Annotated in this window: 17 protein-coding genes; 7 read left to right on the top strand and 10 right to left on the bottom strand. The window is 42.5% G+C overall.

Annotation, left to right across the window (positions count from 1 at the left end):
- Positions 1–19: 19 nt before the first annotated feature.
- From sufD to ABH008_RS14210, 4 genes are all read right to left on the bottom strand, one after another.
- A complete protein-coding gene (gene sufD / locus ABH008_RS14195; RefSeq protein WP_347986270.1) occupies positions 20–1,324 on the bottom strand; it encodes a Fe-S cluster assembly protein SufD in 1,305 nt (434 codons plus the stop codon).
- Positions 1,321–2,070, bottom strand: a complete 750-nt coding sequence (gene sufC / locus ABH008_RS14200) for a Fe-S cluster assembly ATPase SufC (protein WP_347986271.1) — start codon at positions 2,068–2,070, stop codon at positions 1,321–1,323. Before sufC ends, sufD begins: the two co-directional genes overlap by 4 nt.
- A 115-nt stretch (positions 2,071–2,185) precedes the next feature.
- Positions 2,186–3,634, bottom strand: a complete 1,449-nt coding sequence (gene sufB, locus ABH008_RS14205; protein ID WP_347986272.1) for a Fe-S cluster assembly protein SufB — start codon at positions 3,632–3,634, stop codon at positions 2,186–2,188.
- Between the two features lie 18 nt (positions 3,635–3,652).
- A complete protein-coding gene (locus tag ABH008_RS14210; RefSeq protein ID WP_347986273.1) occupies positions 3,653–4,102 on the bottom strand; it encodes an SUF system Fe-S cluster assembly regulator in 450 nt (149 codons plus the stop codon).
- 546 nt (positions 4,103–4,648) lie between these two features.
- Here ABH008_RS14210 and ABH008_RS14215 point away from each other — a divergent pair.
- The 5 genes from ABH008_RS14215 to ABH008_RS14235 all read left to right on the top strand — a co-directional run bounded on the left by ABH008_RS14215 (position 4,649) and on the right by ABH008_RS14235 (position 8,746).
- A complete protein-coding gene (locus tag ABH008_RS14215) occupies positions 4,649–5,554 on the top strand; it encodes a hypothetical protein (RefSeq protein WP_347986274.1) in 906 nt (301 codons plus the stop codon).
- A gap of 254 nt (positions 5,555–5,808) precedes the next feature.
- Entirely contained in the window at positions 5,809–6,459 is a 651-nt protein-coding gene (locus tag ABH008_RS14220; RefSeq protein WP_347986275.1) for a hypothetical protein, read from the top strand.
- Positions 6,460–6,758: 299 nt separating this feature from the next.
- The gene (locus tag ABH008_RS14225) at positions 6,759–7,544 is read left to right on the top strand and encodes a dienelactone hydrolase family protein (RefSeq protein WP_347986276.1); all 786 of its coding nucleotides are present in this window, start codon (positions 6,759–6,761) and stop codon (positions 7,542–7,544) included.
- A gap of 61 nt (positions 7,545–7,605) precedes the next feature.
- Positions 7,606–8,136, top strand: coding sequence for an exosortase family protein XrtM (gene xrtM / locus ABH008_RS14230; protein WP_347986277.1), 531 nt, complete (start codon positions 7,606–7,608; stop codon positions 8,134–8,136).
- Positions 8,123–8,746 (top strand): hypothetical protein, encoded by a 624-nt coding sequence (locus ABH008_RS14235; RefSeq protein ID WP_347986278.1) that lies wholly within the window; start codon positions 8,123–8,125, stop codon positions 8,744–8,746. Before xrtM ends, ABH008_RS14235 begins: the two co-directional genes overlap by 14 nt.
- Before the next feature lie 47 nt (positions 8,747–8,793).
- Here the strand turns inward: ABH008_RS14235 and ABH008_RS14240 are convergent, their stop codons facing one another.
- From ABH008_RS14240 to ABH008_RS14265, 6 genes are all read right to left on the bottom strand, one after another.
- On the bottom strand, positions 8,794–9,690 hold the full coding sequence (locus tag ABH008_RS14240) for an SGNH/GDSL hydrolase family protein (protein WP_347986279.1): 897 nt from the start codon (positions 9,688–9,690) through the stop codon (positions 8,794–8,796).
- Between the two features lie 192 nt (positions 9,691–9,882).
- Complete coding sequence (locus tag ABH008_RS14245; RefSeq protein ID WP_347986280.1) at positions 9,883–10,422, bottom strand: hypothetical protein; 540 nt, start codon at positions 10,420–10,422, stop codon at positions 9,883–9,885.
- A 250-nt stretch (positions 10,423–10,672) separates the two neighbouring features.
- A complete protein-coding gene (locus ABH008_RS14250) occupies positions 10,673–13,060 on the bottom strand; it encodes an EAL domain-containing protein (RefSeq protein ID WP_347986281.1) in 2,388 nt (795 codons plus the stop codon).
- Positions 13,057–13,899: a phosphate/phosphite/phosphonate ABC transporter substrate-binding protein gene (locus ABH008_RS14255; protein ID WP_347986282.1), complete on the bottom strand. Its 843-nt coding sequence runs from the start codon at positions 13,897–13,899 to the stop codon at positions 13,057–13,059. The genes ABH008_RS14250 and ABH008_RS14255 overlap by 4 nt, the downstream gene beginning before the upstream one ends.
- A gap of 119 nt (positions 13,900–14,018) precedes the next feature.
- Positions 14,019–14,825: a hypothetical protein gene (locus tag ABH008_RS14260; RefSeq protein ID WP_347986283.1), complete on the bottom strand. Its 807-nt coding sequence runs from the start codon at positions 14,823–14,825 to the stop codon at positions 14,019–14,021.
- Between the two features lie 11 nt (positions 14,826–14,836).
- Positions 14,837–19,321, bottom strand: coding sequence for a DUF6861 domain-containing protein (locus tag ABH008_RS14265; RefSeq protein WP_347986284.1), 4,485 nt, complete (start codon positions 19,319–19,321; stop codon positions 14,837–14,839).
- Positions 19,322–19,694: 373 nt separating this feature from the next.
- Between ABH008_RS14265 and fetB the strand changes: the two genes are divergently transcribed.
- The gene (fetB, locus tag ABH008_RS14270) at positions 19,695–20,516 is read left to right on the top strand and encodes an iron export ABC transporter permease subunit FetB (protein WP_347986285.1); all 822 of its coding nucleotides are present in this window, start codon (positions 19,695–19,697) and stop codon (positions 20,514–20,516) included.
- Positions 20,513–21,196 (top strand): ATP-binding cassette domain-containing protein, encoded by a 684-nt coding sequence (locus ABH008_RS14275; RefSeq protein ID WP_347986286.1) that lies wholly within the window; start codon positions 20,513–20,515, stop codon positions 21,194–21,196. Before fetB ends, ABH008_RS14275 begins: the two co-directional genes overlap by 4 nt.

Consider the following 21,196-nt stretch of genomic DNA (forward strand, 5'->3'; position numbering starts at 1 on the left):
CCTGGACAACAGGTAACAATTACAGGCTGATTGCCGGAAAATGCACTTGTAATTGCTTGACCAACTGGCTACGTAAGGCAGCATTTTCAACCTTGTCTACCATTTCGTTTGCAAAAGCAAAGGTTAAAATATGCCGGGCAGTTTCCATATCAATACCGCGTGCCTGCAGAAAAAATACAGACTTTTCGTCAAGTTGCCCTACGGTGACACCGTGAGCACATTTTACATCGTCCGCGTAAATTTCTAATTGCGGTTTAGTATCTACTTCTGCATCGGCAGACAGTAACAGATTACGGTTATTCATTTGCGAATCGGTTTTCTGTGCTTGCTCGGCCACTATCACCCTGCCTTGAAACACGCCTCTTGCGCGTTGATCCAACACGCCTTTATAAAACTCGCGACAAATGGCATTGGGTTGCAGATGATTGATACGCGTATGATTATCCAAATGTTGGCGTTGGCTGCCCAGAAACAAACCATTCAGTTCACATTCTGCGGCATCTTGTAAATCGGTGTGGATTTCGCTACGCGCTAATAAACTACCCAAAGCAAAATTATGATGCTTAAACTGACTCTTTGCGGCCTGTTTAACATAAGTACCGCCAAAGTGCGTTGCACCCACGCCTTCCGTTTGTACTTTATACCAGGTTAATTCTGCTCCCGGCTGTAAAAAACACTCATTTACCGTATGGCTAAAATAACTGCTTGCGCTACCTACAAAAGTTTCCACTAATTCCGCAGCAGCATTTTCATTAACAAACACTAACTGTCTACTAACAGCCAAGCTATTGTCAGCATTACTGACATGTATGATTTGTATGGGTTTTATCAGTCTTACACCCATAGGTACATCGACAAACACGCCATCACTAAACCAGGCATTGTTAAAAGCAATTAAACTATGTTCATCAACACTGACAGCTTTACCCAACAAAGCTTCCACACGATGTGGCTGTGTTTGCAAAACATCACGCACACTTTGCACACACACTTCAGGTGGCAATCCGGACAAATTAGATAAAGACGCAGCAAAACAACCGTTGACTAATACGATCTGCCAACTGTCAGCCAGTCTTACCGTTTCAAGCCAAGCCAGATCGACAGACTCAGAAACGACAGGCAAATAGTTGGCACGACTTAAACCAGCCAGATTAGTATAACGCCATTCTTCCAAGCGCTGATGGGGAAAGCCTAAGGTTTTAAATGCTTGCCATGCAGACTGCCTGTATGAGCTAAGAAAAGCATTATTCTGGCCAGGCAATGTAGCTGCATAATCTGGATAAACAGACAGATAATGTTGTGCAGAATGTTCACCAGCCATCATGCTGCCCGCCCTTCCAGCCAGCCATAACCCTTTTCTTCCAATTCCAATGCCAGTTCTGGACCACCAGAAGTGACAATACGACCATCGGCCAGCACGTGTACAACATCTGGAGTAATGTAATCCAATAAACGCTGATAGTGAGTAATCATCAAAAATGAACGTTCCGCATTTCGCAAAGAATTGACACCTTCTGAAACTATGCGCAAGGCATCAATATCCAGACCGGAATCGGTTTCATCCAAAATACACAGCTTTGGTTCCAGTAGTGCGGCTTGCAAAATCTCATTACGCTTTTTTTCGCCACCCGAAAAGCCTTCGTTCACTGCGCGATATAAAAACTTCTCATCCATTTGTAATAATTTAACCTTGGACTTAACCAGGGTTAGAAAATCCATGGCATCCAGTTCAGGCAAACCATGATGCTTACGTTGCGCATTCAAGGCTGCTTTTAACAGATAGACATTACTAACCCCTGGTATTTCGACCGGATATTGAAAAGCCAAAAATATTCCTTCACGCGCCCGTATTTCCGGTGCCATCTCGAGCAAATCTTTACCAAAATAGCTAACACTACCTTCAGTTACCGTATAACCGGCCTTGCCAGACAATACATGCGACAAAGTACTTTTACCAGCACCATTCGGTCCCATAATGGCATGTACTTCGCCGGGTTTTATGTCCAGACTTAACCCTTTTAAAATGGGTTTATCGCCAACGCTAACGTGTAAATTTTTAATGCTCAGCATATGTGTACCTGATTAAACTCAATAAGTGGCAGCCTGTTAATGGCTGCTGCTTTAAAATAAACGAAATTATTCAAATCCTAGGATGGGTAATAAGTTAAATACTCACTATTCAGCACTAGCCGACCGAACCTTCCAGACTAATTCCCAGCAAAGCCTGAGCTTCTACGGCAAACTCCATAGGCAGTTCGCGGAATACTTCTTTACAAAAACCATTCACAATCATCGAGACTGCATCCTCAGCGGACAGACCACGCTGCTGACAAAAAAACAACTGATCCTCACTAATTTTGGACGTCGTTGCTTCATGTTCAACTTGTGCAGTAGGCTGCTTTACTTCAACATACGGAAAAGTATGCGCGCCACATTTATCGCCGACTAGCAGCGAATCACACTGGGTATGGTTACGGGCATTTACAGCCGATTTGGCCACTTTAACCAGTCCCCGATAGGTATTTTGCGCTTTACCTGCAGAAATACCTTTGGAAACAATAGTGCTACGTGTGTTTTTACCGATATGTATCATTTTGGTACCGGTATCGGCTTGCTGACGATTATTGGTTAAGGCCACAGAATAAAACTCACCAATAGAATCATCGCCAAGTAAAACGCAACTGGGATATTTCCAAGTAATTGCCGAACCGGTTTCCACCTGTGTCCAAGATACTTTAGAATGATGTCCACGACACTCCGCGCGTTTAGTGACGAAATTATAGATCCCCCCTACTCCGTCTTTGTCGCCTGGATACCAATTTTGCACGGTTGAATATTTAATGGTGGCATTATCCAGTGCCACCAGCTCCACCACTGCAGCATGTAATTGATTTTCATCACGCATCGGTGCCGTACAGCCCTCTAAATAGGACACATGCGAACCTTCATCGGCAATAATCAGTGTGCGTTCAAACTGCCCAGTATTGGCAGCATTGATACGAAAATAAGTAGACAACTCCATAGGGCAGCGCACGCCTTTTGGAATATACACAAAAGAACCATCGGTAAATACCGCCGCATTTAAAGCGGCAAAAAAATTATCGCCAACGGGTACAACAGACCCCAGATATTGTTTTACCAATTCCGGATACTCTTGCAATGCTTCCGACATAGGGCAAAAAATAACCCCTGCTTCTTTTAGCTTGCCCTTAAAAGTAGTGGCTACGGAGACACTATCAAATACCGCGTCAACCGCAATTCCCGCCAACCGCTCCTGCTCATCCAACGGGATACCCAGTTTTTTATAGGTATCTAATAACTCAGGATCAACCTCGTCCAGGCTTTTAGGTCCGTCTTTTTTAGATTTGGGTGCAGAATAATAACTGATAGCCTGATAATCGATTCGCTCAATTTGTAATTGCGCCCAATCCGGCTCTGGCATAGTTTGCCAGTGTCGAAACGCCTGTAATCGATATTGCAGCATGAACTCTGGTTCGTTTTTAATTTTAACCAGTCGATGAATCACACTTTCATCCAAACCGGGTGGAAATGTATCCACTTCCAGATCAGTTACAAACCCTTGTTTGTATTCTTGCGAAATTAAATTTTCAATTTCTTGTGCGCTGGTTGACATATAACGCCTTAAAACAAATTAACGAAACAAACGACTAACAGGAATAGTTACTTCCTGCGGCGCGTGGTGAGGCAAAATCATATCCGCCAAGGTTACTGATTCCAACGCTTGCGAAATACGTTGATTAATCATGTGCCAGTTACCCTGAATCCGGCAGCCCACAGCCTGTTCACAGCCTTTATGTGAAGCAGTGCATTCTGTCAACGCAATGGGTCCTTCCAAAGCACTAATGACGCTGGCCACTGTAATTTTTTCAGGTGACCTAGCCAGTTTATACCCACCCTTGGTACCACGTAGCGAGGTTAACAAATTGGCCTTGACCAAAATTTTCAGAATTTTGCTGGCAGTAGGGGCAGCAATGCCAGTGGCATCAGCAATTTCCAGCGCACCTTGCACACGCGCTTTATCCTTAGCCATATAGCTTAAGATAACGGTTGCATAATCGGTCAACTTACTGAGTCTTAACATTGCCACTCCTTGAATGAGTACTATTTTAGTACTATTTAATTACCAAGTAAAGTGCTTGGTAATTGTTTTGCGGTTCCGAGTAAATTCCAGCTTACAGGAAAAAATAAGACCAACAGGGGTAAGATACTAGGCAAACAGACAAAGCGGATAACAACTAACACTTGGTTTATATTGTGAGAAATAAAAATAATTTAGACAAACTACACCAAAAAAACACTAATCTACTTGATAAAGTTAAAAATATTACGGAGCTAGAAAACCGTTGAAAATATGGAGACACCTGAATTTATAAGGAATTAGTAGAGCAGATAGCTACATTTATGCATAACCCAGAATAATTACCTAGACAATAAAATCAGTTTTATGATATAGGTAAAGTGCCTTTTAACAACAAAAGGTCAGATGAAAGTTGCCCATAACAGCAGGGATTACACAACAAAGTGCTGACTAATCAGTAGTAAGGTAGATTGTGAAGCCTATTTGGGCAATTGATTGATGTATAGAAATATTTTCTAATAATCCACAACTCTAAGAGGTTTTCTTCCAATGAAAAGTCGTATCCTTTTAAATCAATTTATTTTAGCAGGGTTATTGTACCTGCTGCTGATGGTACCGGCACATGCCGCTCCATCAATTACCCTGGGTGCTGGCGTCGTTAACCCGCCACCAAATTTGGCATCAACGGGACTTAATCCTAAGCAAATAGCTGTCGCAGATACTGCTACTCTGGTTTCAGCAGCAAACTTTACCAACGTTCTTCAAGCAACACTAAATGCTCAAGGCTTTACCGCTGCTAATAATTGGACGCTGGTGAATAACGCGGTTGCACTTGCTGATAATACAAAATTTAATATCACAAACTACTCTCTTTCTCTCAACGGTACAGGTACTAAGTTTGGAGAAACCATGGACTTTACATTAAATCCTAATCCTGCTGCACCAACTGCACCCGCAGGTTCCACAGTCACCGAGCATTGGTTACAGATACTTAACGAAGACCAAAAATATGGTGGATTTGGTTACGCTATTGCAGGACAGAATGGATTTTGGCAATTGGATAATGGCGACAAAGCAGGTGGTGCAGCAGCAGGTGCAGGCACTGGTCCTTATTACGATTCCAATGCTGCGGGCGGCGGCTTTTCGGTACCACCTACCTTCCACGACTTCCCACATTATTATTCAGGTGTTGGTACTTATCTGCATTTTACCGCCATTCCAACTTGGGATATTTATACTCCGGCAGCAGGAGGTAAAGCAGCATCAGAAACGATTGATGTTGGCTCCTATGGGATTGCATATGGCTTCCAAATTAATGCTTCCCCCGCCCCCGAAGCAGAAGAATGGCTGTTACTAATGCTGGGTTTACCAATGATTGGCTGGGTAACCCATCGTAAACATCCTGGCATTAATGAAGCAAACAACCAGAAGATTAACAATGCGCTAGCTATCTAAAATCAGACGGAAATAAAACAATAATTTAAGCACTGACTTTCCATAAGTCGTTGAAATACTATGACAAGCATCTGTCCGAAGCGATCATGTCACCTCATTAGAGGTGACTTTTTTACCTTCAATTATTCATTATGCAAGTTAAGATAGCTTAACAAAGAATAGCGTGGATGCAAACTGACTGATACAAGCAATCCACCAATAACCCACATCTGTCACCGATTGCTAATTTTTATCCTTTATCAAGGAGTTATCTTATGAAGTTTATACAGCTAGTGGTGCTTATACTGGTGACAACTAACAATTTAGCTTTGGCTGGACAAGCTTTACCACAGCGAACCGTCAATAACGAGGATTTTACGGTGGAAAAAAATGGAATAGTTTTTGAAATAGTTTTACCTTACACGGATTGGGTGATACCCGAAAATAAACCGGGTAATTCAACTGCTTTACTGGATGTAAAGTTACGAATCACTAATACCACAAACAAACCACTACGTTTTAACGGCTTTAATTCACTCTTTCCAGAGCTGGTTACATCGGATGGCAAGCATCTACATTGCTGGCAAGCTCCAGATGAAACCCTGCGACATCGTCAAGCACAAGACAGCGATTATCCACTGATTGAGCATGGTAATAGTATAACTCTACCTCTTCTGGTTGATTTGTTTTGGCCCAATCTAGAACCTAGCACACTTACGTTTAGATGGTGGCTTTCATCAGGAGAACCTGGACAGTATTTTGATGACTTAAAACCAGGCAACTATCTGCTTAGACTCGTATATCAAAATTCACTTTCAAATCTGGAGTCAGAGCTTCCTAGTCATAAGATTTTTAACGATAATGTATGGAAGGGCGAGGCTTCTACGCCATATGTACCTATATTATTACGCTATAGTACTCATTAGCATTGAATAAAATGGTATACAACTAAGCAATTAGCCAAAAACATAAATTACTCTTACATAAGCTTTAATTTGTAAAAAATGAGTAAGTGCAAACATTCATGCATGGTGGCGTATTCTTTGTTGTAAAATCAAATCAAAATGAATTGTTATACTAAATAATAGGCTGACAAGCTATATTAAATATAGCGCTAAATATCAAAACCTTAGTGTATCTGGAAAAGCTTTAAGACTAATTAGAAGCACATAAATAAACATTATAAAACAAACATTTATCAATAACCTAACTATCGATACAGACTATGAAACATTGCCTATTACTATGCATTTTACTGTTTAGTACCTGCGTGCAAGCAGTATTACATGAGGAAAACGTTGACTATAAAGCTGGCGAAACTACTCTTAAAGGTTATCTGGTTTGGGATGATGCCAAAGGCGACAAACAACCGGGAGTGCTGGTGGTACATGAATGGTGGGGGCTTAATGACTATGCCCGCCACAGAGCACGTATGCTGGCTGACTTAGGTTTTACTGCGCTGGCAGTTGATATGTATGGAGAGGGTAAAAATACAGACCACCCTAATGATGCGGCCAAATTTATGTCTAGCGTACTTAAACAGGCAGATTTAGCAAAACTACGTTTTCTGGCCGCCAAGGATTTATTGGCCAGTCAACCGAGCGTTGATGCCGGCAAAATAGCGGCCATTGGTTACTGTTTCGGTGGTGCTACCGTACTGAACATGGCCAGAATGGGTGTAGATTTGGCCGCTGTAGTCAGTTTTCACGGCAACCTGGCAACTAAAACACCCGCACAACCTGGCCAAGTTAAAGCGCAAATTTTAGTGCTGAACGGAGCTAATGACAACTTCGTTACTGCCGACAGTATCACCCAGTTTGAACACGAAATGAAACAGGCGGGCGCAAAATATCAATTTATTAATTATCCAAATGCTATGCATGGTTTCACTAATAGTGATGCTGATCGGCTTGGCAAAACCAACAACATGCCTTTAGCGTACAATGCTGAAGCGGATAAACAATCCTGGACAGCTATGCAGGCCTTGTTTAAAGCGGTGTTTAAGCAATAAACGTTTTTAAACGTGAAATTTTGGCATCGCACTATACAAGCTTGTTTATGTACATCCTAAAATGAATACATTCAAACATTTTGCGGGTAAACGCTATGAATGGCTACAGTTCTTTTTATTCGTTGCCTGCTATGTATTACTAGACTACAGCTATTTCAAGATTCCGGTCGATGTATTTATTAATGTCATTTATTATCAAGGTGTTGTCCGCGTTTGTGCCGATGTTATCAATCTGATAGCCCCGCAAGAACAGGTATCGGCAATGCATAATCATTTACTATCCAGCAAAGCCGATCTGGAAATTGTGAACGGCTGTGATGGGGCGGGGGTTATATTTTTACTGATCTCTGCCATTCTGGTTTTTCCGGCCACTATCTATCGTAAACTAAGCGGTCTTTTTTTCGGCGTAGGCTTAATCTATGTGATTAATCTAGTACGTATTGCTACTTTGTATTTTACTTTTGCTTATCAACCTGCTTGGTTCACCTTAGTACACACTTATCTGGCACCCACGTTAATGGTGATAATGGCCAGCACTTACTTCGCCTGGTGGGCTTTGGCGATTAGCAATAAGCGCAATGAACCAGCGTGATTTGCTTTGGTTAACCGGAAAAGCCCTACTGATATGGCTATTGTTATCATGCCTGACCGGGTATGTGGGTGAATGGCTGCTAACTGGACTATTTCCTGTAATAAAGGCCATTATAATCATGCTGGCCCCAGAATTTTTACCCAGCATAGAACTGATCAAGTCCACCCAATCGCAATGGGATACATCGCTACAATTATCAGCATGGGTAGTGCGACCCGTTTACTTAAACACCAGCCACTTCATTCCAATAGGCACCGATTTGCAATCAACAGTGCACTTGCTACATATTCTGGTGCCGCTGGTCATTGAAGTGACTGTTTTATGCGTTTGGCCAGTTCAGCACTGGCTACAGCGTTTATTACTACTTACATGGGGATTAGTGTCGGCAGCATGCGTCATCGTGCTGACTTTACCCACACATTTATTAGCCAATCTGGAAATATCTTTTCAGGATATAGCCCTAAGTGGAGAAAACCCGCGCGCAGTTCCCTGGTGTGTGGATTGGATGGTATTTTGCGAAATGGGCGGCCGCTGGCTATTGGCGTTGGCAGCAGCATGGTTGTGCATACACGTGCAAAAAAGCCTGTTACCCAGTAGAAACCCAACTTAATCAAACAGCCTTTACAAACCCTAGAGTGCGTTGTGAAAGTATATTACTTATGCACGACGTAGCATTCGTCTACCCATTAACCCCAAGCCTATCAACATAAAGCTAAACGAAGGTGATAGCGGCACGACAGCAGCAGCAAATTCATTAGCCAACAATTGATCCGCAGCGGTTGTGGGATGTAATCCATCCCAAAACACATAAGCATTTGGATTAGTACAGACAGTAGACCCGTTAAAACAGGCATCCGTTGTATTGGTAAAGCCATAAGCTCCGGCATTAGCAATGATGGCACTGACTGCAACATAGGTATTAAATTGCGTGACATTTGCAGGCAATGCAGCCGCCAAGGCTGTGTCAAAGGCAATGGTGGCCTGATCTGCAAAACTGATAGCAGCACTACCTAATACTGAAACTTGGGGCTCTAAACCCAAAGCGGATAAGTTAGGTATTAAGATATGTTGAGCCCCCATGCTTTCCAGTGTATTCACTTCAAGCACAATATTAGCCACTGCGGTTTGAATGGCAGCGTTTATGGCAGGCACTGTAGTTGCCGCATTTAATAAGTCGTTACCGCCTGCCCACAGAAAGTAAAGAGCATTCGGATCCGCTTTAGCGTTGCTAGCGGCATAGGCATTCACTTGTGAAAGCATACCCGTATTCGCATAGGGCGTACCGACTAAATCAGGATTATCTGTACCCGTGGTTGCGCCAGCAAAGGCATAATCTGTTAAGGGTGCGTTTAATAAATTAGCTAAATATTCTATCGCGACGGGTCCATTAGAAAATCGTCCACCCACATAGGGTGACGGCGGATTAGTGGAGTGAGCTGAGCCATTATCACTTAAACTATCACCAAACGCATAAATGGCATCGTAACTACTGGCCTGTGCAGCAACTGAAGTAAACAACAATGCAGGAAAAATAAGATATTTAGTTAGGCTCATAAACGTAAAACTCTTGATTATAATTAGGTATTTACACTATACCATTTGTAAGAAACTACGCAAGTAATTAGTTTGTCAGTTAATCATTCGCCTTATAGCCTAGTCACAACCGATAACTATTTATATTGACGGTAGATAGCTATCATCACTCAAAATAATTAATTAAATACGCGTTGCATTAAATACACCGCGTTAATTAAGATATTGAAAAACATCTTCCTCTGCGTAAAAACGGTCTTCGGTAATCATCTCTGCTGAAATGCGCTTGGCAAGTAAATCTTCAACATCAGCCGTTACTCGGTCTATCAATGCCAAACTTTCACCTAACTCCAGAGACTTTAATAGTGCGTTTCCCCATATGGATACATGCCGAGTAGTGATAATACGCGTCTGGTTATCTTTGGCCCATTCACTAGAAACCAAAAAACCCAAACGTTCCATTTTATCCTTGAGTTCAGCTACCCGTTCAGGCGTATCGTTCTTTAACAAAATAGCTTGCGTAATGGTATTCCAACCATTTGCATAAAGTTCAGTACCTTGATAAAAACGCATAACCCATAGCAAATATTCTTCCAAAGTCTGCCGACTATTATTGTTGTTGTCCTGAGCATATACCTCTTTAAAATAGGATTGAGCAGGAACCTCATCAGACCATATTGCGGTTTTAGTTGGCGAAGCAGCGCAGGCTGGCAACAAAATTGCCAATAATAGTATTAAATGACAATTTTGCATTTTTAGGGTTAGATTTTTAGCTCGGAAAAGCAAGTCTGCAAACACTGGTGAGTGTACCTTACTGGTGAATTACCTCGATTTTAACCAGACAAGATTTCAACATTATGAAAACTATTGACAACCAGACTCACGTCGGTTTGCTCAATGTAAATGACCGTTTAAAAACAGCCCTCCTTTACCCTTGCAAGCGTTTGAACTGTTATTGAAGTAACACTCACTCATTCTTGTTTAATGGTTTACTACAAAGTTATCATTGACGGTTAACCAATAACGATTCAAATACCTTGGACGTCACAGGGGGCGACCATAAGTATCCCTGCCCATAATCACAATTAATATCTTTTAATAACTGTAGTTGCTGTACAGTTTCCACACCTTCTGCAATGACTTTAATTCCCAGTTTGTGTGCCATTACAATCATGGCTTCACAGAGCGCGTGATCATCAGATTGCGGAGCAAGATTACGCACGAAAGACTGATCAATTTTTATGTAATCGATATCAAATTTCTTCAAGTAAGCCATCGCAGAATACCCTGTACCAAAATCATCCAACGCCACCTGTATGCCTTTATCACGCAATGCCAAAAAGGTATTACAAATTTCATCGCTGGCTTCCATGAGTATGCCTTCAGTAATTTCAATAACAATATTCTGACCCGACAACCCCAGTTTATCCATAAAAACAAACCATTTATCAAGTTTATGCGGGTAATCTTTAAACTCTAGCGGCGACTGATTAATGCTAATTTGAAACTGCGGGTGATATATTGTTTGCCAGTGCTTAGATTGCACTGCCACCTCATTGAACACCCATGCCCCAATCTCACCAATTAATCCGGTTTCTTCAGCAACAGAGATAAAGTCATGCGGACTGATTATGCCTTTGCCTGGATGATGCCAGCGTATTAATGCCTCCGCTTTTTCTATGTTATTCGTTGCTAAATTAACAATGGGCTGATAATACATTTTGAAGTGGTTCTTAAGCAGTGCATCGTGTAAACCATTCAGCACATCCATACGCGCATTAGCCGCCTCTTGCATGGCTAAGGTAAAATAATTATAACAGTTGCGTCCTCTATGCTTAGCGGCATACATAGCTTGATCAGCGTTCTTGAGTAAGGTGCTAATATCAGTGGCATCATCTGGATAAATAGTAATGCCTATACTTGCAGAGGTATACGTCAGCTGATCGCCTAACTGGTAAGGAATGGACAGGGCATTTAAAATATTGGCGGCAACCCGACCAACACTGTCTATATCTTCCAGCTCACTGAGAAATACAGTAAATTCATCCCCACCTAAGCGGCCCACTGTGTCAGATTCGCGCACACAACCCAGCATGCGTTTGGACGCCTCTTTAAGCAAGCTATCGCCAGCTTCATGCCCCAAACTGTCATTAACTTCCTTGAAGCGATCTAGATCAACAAACATGATTGCCAGAGGCAATCCTGTTCGATGCGATTTTTTAATTTCCTGATCCAAACGGTTATAAACCATACTTCGATTGGGTAACTGGGTCAGGTGATCAAAATTAGCTTGTTCCCATATTATTTCATCCGTTTTCTTTTTCTCGGAAATATCAGAAAAAAGCGCGACACGGCGATGCACGGTACCGTCCTCATGATAAATGGTATTTATAGTCAAAGACTCTGCAAAAATCTCCCCATTCTTGCGGCGGCTCCATACCTCACCCTGCCAAACACCTTTTTCATTTAATTTCTCCCACATATCGTTATAAAAATGGGTATCCTGTAGTCCCGAGCTTAAAAACTGGGAATCAGTACCAACGATTTCTGCCAGGGAGTAACCCGTCATCTGCGTAAAAGCAGGATTAATATCGATAATATGATTATGTGCATCTGTCACCAACATCGCTTCGCTACTGGCCTGATAGACCATAGCCGCCAACTTTATATTCTCGTCTTGAACATACAGCTCTTTTGATGCCCTATTCAGTGCAGACACGAGCATCTCAATTTCCAAAGACGATAGGCTGTTCTGGAGAGTACGCCCCTGCTTTTCTGGCAAAGAACTGGCAAACTTTGCTGCTGCACGTAGCTCCTTGATAGTCTTCTTTAAGGCTAAGGCTAATACTAAACAAGAGAATAAAGCGGCACAAATGGCAACGACGATACTGGTCATGATAATTTGCGCTTGTCTGGCGTTAATTTGTGCCAATGAGAGTTCTACCTGTACCCAACCGATATTTTTTCCTGCATTAATGGGTTGCCAGGAAATGATAAGTGCATCCACTATCTCAGCTTGTACACTTTGTTTTGTGGGTAAAGTCAACATGCCCGAATGCATGATGTTAAATTGTTTGCTATACGGATCTAGTTTGGTTTGGTAAATGATTTGACCATTGGCATTCGTGATAGACAATCCTGTCAGTTTTGGATGGGCGGTATACTGCATGGCAGTTAAATCGACATTACCATAGTCTCTGACCACTAAAATGGGAGCTATGGCATTAGCAAGTCCGGTGGCCAGCATATTTGCTTCTAATAAAATTTCGTTTAGCGCTTGCTCTCGTTGTACATAGGCAATATAACTACCCAGTGCAAATATGGAAATAAGCGCACCAATAGAACCCAAAAGGGTTAAACGAATCAGCAATCTGTTAGGCATGAATTTCATTCAACGCTCTTAACTACAAAATTTTCAAGATGCAAATTTTTTAATGCCTCGTAATCACTCGCATTGGCTACAACTGGTTGCGGAATTTGAATGGCATTAAATAAGGTCGCATTTGCTGGATCTGCTGCCAGACTAATAAATGCTTTAGTTATTTTCTCTCTTACGGCGGCAGGGATACGTCTATTGGCAACCAGTGGGTGTGGAATAGTTTCTGGCGTTCTATACAAAATTCGCAGTTGCTGCTGCACATCCAGTGGTTCACGTATAAAGGTATTATTAACACCACCCCCCGCAACCACATCACCCAATAGCACGCTCCGATAAACATTAGTATGTGTATTAACATAGCTTGGATGTATAGATATGCCTTGTGTAGCCAAATCAGAACGGACAAACAACGAAGAAGCAAAAGCATTTGAGGATGGAAAAGCCAGTGTCTGTCCATTCAGATCGTGAATAGACGTAATCGGACTGTCTTTTCTGACCACTAGAATGCCTGTCAATAACTGACTGGAATCCCGTAACATGGGAATATAGAGTTGTTGGCGACTGGTTAATAGAAATTGGTAAGGATTGATAAAGGCAAAATCAGGTTCATCGCCCAATAATGCAACTTCAAAGCTTTGAAGAGTGGCTATCACATGTAAATCAAAAACCAAACCAGTCGCCTGACTCAATTTTTCTAAAACCGGATACCAAGCGCTATGAATAGCCAATGGAGCAGCCTGAGGCACAACATAAAAACTATACTGTTGTTGTACCGGCTTTTGGGCAACAGCCGGAGATGCCGCCAGTAACAGAAAACACAGACTAAAAATGCGATAAAATACAGAAGTCATTTTGCACATAAGACTGATGAACGACAGAGTAACTGTACGCTATCATTCCTTAAGCTAAGGTAGCAAGCATAACCTGTAGTTTTATGGCAAAAGTGTAGGGTATTCCGCGTTATCGGTCATTAAATATTTAGTTCCTTGTAAGCTCCGAACCAAAATTGCAAAGCCTCCAGATTAATGCCGTCTTTTCCGGTCCAAAAATCTACTGGATACTTCCAGTCTGAACTATGGGTTTTTCGTGGCGCGAGGCCCAGATTGACGTATTGATGCAATAAACCGGGGTGGTTAGCTGTTTCTAAAATTCCACAATAGCCTAAAGTTTCCAGAAAATATTTGATTTGTTCTTTTGTAGATCGAAATGATGGTAGTTTATTCAGGATTTTTTGCAGCGTAGTCACAGTACAAGTATCGTCTACAGACTTGATAACCTGCAGAATTTCTAGAAAAATTTCAAAATCTACAGCGCTTGGATAAATATCTGTCAAGGCATTGTGTTGATCCAGAAAAAAATATATTTCCGTCGGCTTAGCAGAGTATAAACCACCACATAAAAATCTGAATTGATTAATTGCAGAAAAACTCACTTCTCTATTCGGTGGGTATGAGCAAATTATACAGCAATCAGGATTGGTACCAGCAAACGCATGATTTGGAAAAGACTGCATAATGGCAAAAGCTGCAAGTCCACTGCGGTAATCAAGCCTATTTTGACTCAAACTCACTAAAAACAGATTAGTAAAATGCTGTTTTCTGGCATTAGAAAAACTGTCAAAACATTTATTTACCGCTTCATCATGAAAGACATTCACCTTGTCAAACATGAGTCCTTTTTGTTGCGCTAATAAAAAATCTTCTGGGCTAGTGGCATCAGGCTTAAGTAAATTATATTTTTTTAAAATATTAAGTGCTTTAGCATCAATTTCATTCATCTGTTTACCTTTCAATAGCACTTGGCTTTAAGTGCGGGTAGTTCACTCACTTTTGATACCCCTTTTTGACTCAGAAACACATCTGCATCATCTAGCCTGCTTATTCCTTTGGGTGTTGATTGTTTCGCTTCAGAAATACCATTAATTAAATTACCTCTTACATCATCACTTCCTCTACCCAACAAATTATTTTCTTCAATACCTCTTTGTTCAATACCGCGTACCAGATCATAATCAGTTCCATAAGCAGTCACCTGAGTGATTGTATCCCCTTCCCCAAATCTGGCACCATCAGAACCAATATTATTGGCATGGCGATTGATTACATCTTGCATGGTAGCGTTATCAGAGGCGCGACCATGATAATACACTTTGCCGTCTGAGTTGGTCAGAAAATAATTCCAATCCAAACCAAAAGGATCAATCCAATTAGTCGGGTTTTGGGTATATATATAAACATTATCCCCACCCACCAAACCAATCGGATCTTGATGAATATACCGTCCTGCATTAGGATCATAATAGCGATTCAGATTGTATTGCAATCCGGTTTCCTGATCGTAATACTGCCCTTGAAATCTGAGTGGGTTATCTATTTCAGCCACATCGGCCAAGGCCAGATTACCATAAGCCCGGTATTGAGCAGACCAAACAATCTTACCCTGCGCATCAGTTAACTCTCTAGGAGTACCCAGATGATCCAGGTGATAATGATAAATAGCGCTAGTTGCTTTAACACTCTCCTGCTCAATAAACGCCAGTGGTCGAAAACTACCGGGTTCGAACACATAAGTGCGACTACGTTGCCCATCGATTTCCGCCAACAAGCGCGGCCCATCATACACAAAACGAGTTTCGCCTTGCGGGGTTAGTTTGGCGATGCGCCGCCCCAAGGCGTCGTAACGATAATCGGTACTACCTTGCGGTGTTTCTGCCCTAAACAGACGGTTATCACTGTTATAGTGGTAACGGGTAACTATCTTTCCTTCTTTGCCGCGCTTTTCTTCAATCAGATTACCGGCATCATCATAACGGTAATGGCGATCACCCATGAGCATTAGTCGGTCACCCACTACCAACCCAGTTTCTGGATTTGCACCCAGCAAGTTACCTGCCGGATCGTGCACGAATAGTTCTGGATTTAAACCTTCGGTGCGTATTAAACGCGCAGCAGGATCGTAATGATATTGATTAATACCTTGGCGCAGATCCTCCAGCATATTCAGTTTTCCAGCGACATCATAACTATACTGACGTCCCAGTACGGTGCGATCCTGCACGTGATTAACGGTACGTTGTCTTAGTAAACGTCCTAGCGGATCGTAATCAAAATGCGTATCAAGCAAGCCCTGACTACGCTTGACTTCCCTACCCCATTCGTCATATCCATGCGCACTGAGTGTTTGCCCGTTAAAGCTAATACTATCCAGATAGCGTTCGCCAAAGCAATACTCAATACGATGCTGATCGGGTGTGTCTGTCAGTATGCGCCGCCCTAACAGATCATATTTGTGACGAACCAGCGCCCCATTTTGATTTTCCTGATTTACCAAGCCTAATACATTGTAGCCAAGAAGCACGGTATTATCGGAATTCTTGGCTAATTGCAATCTCCCCAATTGGTCGTAACCATACTGGGTAACGCTACCATCTGGAGCGGATTTTTTTAACAAACGCCCCAAACGATCACGCTCAAAGTGGGTAATTTGCCATTCATCATTTTCAGTGGCTTGTAAATGCGCGGCCAATTGTCCGGCATTATTGTAGCGATAATGCTGTAAACGCCCATCAAAGCCGCATTCCGATAGCAGATTTTCATCTTTATCGTAGCTTAGACTATAAGTTTCACCTTTTGCATTGATCAAAGCAGTAAGATTACGTTCAGCATCATAGCAATAGCGCATTTCCTGCCCAAGTGGATTAATGCGTGCGCTAGGCTGCGGCAAACCCTCGTCATAACGATATTCGGTAGTATTCCCCTGTGCATCAATGAAATGACTTAGATGTCCTGAAACGTTATAGCGCATTTTTGTAGTACTACCATCTGGATAATGTACTGCGATGATTCTATCCAGCGCATCGTAGTCGTAACGGGTAGTCTGTTTATCTTGGCTAATAATGGCGATAATTCGCCCTTGCAGATCATACTGATAACGCGTTTTAAAGCCATCAAAACTCGTTTCACCCAACAATCGCATGTTTTGATCCCATAACAAGCTGCGCGCTTGCCCCAAGGCGTTAACAACCTTGGTCATTAAACCTTGTTGATTATAGCTATAACGTGTGACGGCACCATTGGCAGCAATAGTTTCTTCAAGCCGACCTTGCTGATCGTAATGCCGCAACCAACGTTGATTTAGCGCATCAACAACTTCGACTAGCTGACCTTGTTTGTTATATTTGAAGCGCTGGCTGTGTCCAACAGCATTGATCATAGATGTCAATCTGCCTTCAGTATCGTAAGCAAAACGAGTCACTGCATCACCAGGCGCATTAGTTTGCACCAATAATTTAGCAGCATTGTAGTGATAGCGAATTTCTAGCCCTTCCGGACTACGGGCGTAGATTAATTGACCTTCAGCATTGTGTTGATAAACGCTCACACCACCGTGCGAATTAATCGCATGACTTATGCCATCTGGCAACCACTCAAATCGGTAGTCGTAAATACCGTTGTCGCCATAATTGCGCAAACATTTAGCCTGGGGCGTTTCTGCATTCCATTCAAAATAAAAACTAAAAGCACTGGGCAAACTCCGTTTCACTAGCAAATGCTGATTATAAGCATAAGTTTCGCCTTGCTTAAGTCGGTCAAAAACAGCAACTAGATCAGCCGATTCGCTATAAGCATACGCAACTAAAGGTTCGCCTATCGCTACAAAATCTGAACCATTTCGTTCGGCAGGCTGTAAAGCAACAATCAGATTTCCTTGCCGCTCCAATAACAGATGTTTATTCCAATTAGTGGAGATACGACTAATTACGCCGCCATTCCAATGAAAATGCAAACTTTGTCCATAATGATTTTGCCAGGCACTTAAACGGCAGCGCCCTTCTGTGCCACTAAAAACATGCTCCAAACCACTGGCATCAACAATGCGAAATTGGCCCACATCACGGTACAGGCGAATTTGTTCCGGCACATTGACACTATAGCGTCCAACTGCTGGCAAAGGTAAATCAATGCTCTGTCCATCGGCATTACGATAACTGGCTCGTTCGCCTACATCCAGCCATTCGTCCAGCGGCGTTAACCAACCAAAACCTAATTGCAAGTTTCGATCTGATTGTCCGCTACGGTAAAAGCGCCGCCAGATTAAAGGTAAAGGCCCCTCCCAGGTAAAATCCACCCGCTCCAACATTTCCTCGCCAGTGACCATACTAATAGGTTCACCAGCCTTGCTACATTTGCTACCCACAGGGCAGGCTGTTTCATTAGAGGTTTCCGTAACAGCCTCAGCGTCTTTTGCGGCAGTCGATTCACCCGAGGATGCAGACTTACCACCACTATTTTCCGATAATGAAGAAGGGCTTTCGGCTGTGCCACTCCTGCCCGGCATCGGTTGATTGACACTCGATGCAGACTTAAGCCGACCTTGTGCTTGCAGACGCTGATTATGGCTGATATCGTCCCAATTCTTTTCTAACCAGCTTGAAAACTCAGGTGGTAATTTACTATTCTTGAGTAAAGTGCTTAGTTCGGCCATACTGGCATCAGCACTGGCATTAACCCCTATCTTACTAACCGACCCTACCGTTGCAAAACTGGCCCGACTGGCAGAAACTGCGCCCTTCTTTAATACATAGGCTAATATTCCCTGTAACATCAAGCGAAAAATAATACCCACTGCGCGTGCCAGCTCAGAGGCAGCAGCATTGATTTCGTTTTGCTTAGTGGGTGAAGTATGTTCGGGAGCATGCCAAGCCCGCCGAACAGCATTTAAAAGCACTTGATCAAATTCTGTTAGGCCGTCAACAATAGCAACAACTAAAAAACCTAGCCCCATCCAGGTAAAAACTGCAGTTGCAATTTCAATACCCAATTCACCACCCACCACAGCACCAGGTGCAGCACCAATGCCACCAAACAGAAAACCAATACCGCCACCAATTGCAGCCCCGGCAATAGTGCTAATGCCTAGCACTTTTAACATATTCAACAATCCAGGCAGAAATGATTTGAGAATTAGTCCAAGCTGATAACCTGTTTCTGCATAGATAGCTGCGGGCGCTTTTAATATAGCTTCGGTATAGGCCGATTTTATGGCATCAATTCTTTCAAATAGACTGGGTGATAAAATTTGCTGTGGAGTAAGCTGTTTGGCCACTGGCGAGCCAAGAAGTGGTTTCTCGTTACTAGTAGGCTTTAAAGACTGAACACCAAGCGGCAATGATGTTTTAAAAATCCCTGGGCCTCCACCACCTGCTGGAGCGTTTGGATGGATACGCTGTCCGTTCCAGGTATCATAACAATCTGGGAACTTTTTATTGCCCATAACAATATTCTGTGTAGCGTCCGGTTAATCCAAAATTCAAAAAATTAGCTGTTTATACCAACAGTGCCTTTAATTATCCGTTATTATCTACCTACCCTATGAAATTTGCAAAATTAGTAACCATAATCAGTTGATTAATGCAACAGCTCTACCTAATAACTAAAACAGTTGGGAACTTCGAAAAACCTGTTTTTTGTGCTTCGACAAGCTCTGCGAAAATAGTAAGCTATTGATATATAAGTGACACCGTTCGCCCTGGGCCTGTCGAAGGATGGTTTTTCGAAGTTCCCAGTTAATCGCTGGAAATAAATAATAATTTTATTTCCAGATGTACTTGAACATACACATAAACTTTATTGAGTAACCTACCTGTATGGGTACCACCTATCTAGATCTTTCGTATCTACAAGTCTTACTGGCAGCAAGTCTGGTGGTAGTCAATGGCATATTGTCGCTCTACCTTAAATTGGGTATGGAACGTTTACTGTTTATCTCCGCTTTACGCACGGTAGTGCAACTGCTACTGATTGGTTTCGTTTTACAATGGGTGTTTACTCATAATCAATGGTATCTATCTTTGTCTATTATTGTAGTAATGACAGTGGTAGCCGGATATACAGCCGCAAGCCGCAGCCAATTTCATTATCCGGGGATGCGCTTACATAGCATCATTTCTATCTGGGGCAGTGCCTGGCTCGTCACTGGTTTTGCCGTGTTTGGCATTCTTAAGTTAATCCCCTGGTATCTGCCACAATATCTGATTCCATTACTGGGCATGGTGTTGGGCAATTCATTAAACGGCGTTTGCTTGGCACTTGAGAGATTAAGCGTGGAACTGTCTACCCGAAAACAGGAAGTGGAAAGTCAGTTAGCGTTAGGTGCCACACGCTGGGAAGCTGCTCACCCGCACTTGGTGACCGCGATACGCACAGGTATGATTAACATGACCAATGCTATGATGGTGGTAGGTCTGGTCAGTTTACCCGGGATGATGACGGGGCAGTTATTGGCAGGCGTTGATCCCTTAGAGGCGGTAAAGTATCAGATTGTGATCATGTTTCTGATAGCCGCCACAACCATGTTTGGCACCATTAGCGTGGTTCTGCTGGGTTATCGGCAAATGTTCAATACGGCACATCAATTTATTGCACCCCTTCCCGTTATTAAAACACCTGCGCGCAAATGGCTGAAATGACTAATCCAGTTACACCATTATTAACTATCAAAGGACTACAGTTTAACGGTAATACTGCGGCAAAACCATTGCTGGAAATTCTATCTCTTTCAATACAAGCCGGAGACCGCATTTCTTTGCAAGGTGGCTCTGGGGCGGGTAAAAGTTTATTACTACGCAGCATCACTCAGCTGGAAAAGGTCGATAAAGGTGAATTTATCTGGAAAGGTAAAGACCTGCAAAAAATAGACATGCCACTGTATCGCAGTCATGTCATTTATCTACATCAACTCCCCGCGTTGGGTGCCGGCAGCGTAGCCGATAGTCTGCAACAAGTTTTTAAGCTAAAAACGCATAAAGGTAAACAATATTCGGAATTAATCATCACCAATTTTCTAACAGAAATAGGCTTAAATACGGCTTTTTTGCAGAAAAACATTCAAAATTTGTCTGGCGGTGAAGCACAAATTACCGCCCTATTACGAGCCATTCAATTGCAACCGGAAATATTGTTACTGGATGAACCGACAGCAGCCCTGGATGCCGAAAAAAGTGCCGCCATTGAAAAAATTGTCGCTTGCTGGTTTGCAGAGGCAACAGACAGCAGAGCTTATATTTGGGTCACCCATAACCCAGCACAAGCAGCTAGAGTCTCTAATAAAGTATGGAAAATGGAACAAGGAAGACTAACCATTGCTTGA

It is taken from the genome of Methylomonas sp. AM2-LC, from assembly GCF_039904985.1.
In the GTDB taxonomy this organism is placed as follows: Bacteria; Pseudomonadota; Gammaproteobacteria; order Methylococcales; family Methylomonadaceae; genus Methylomonas.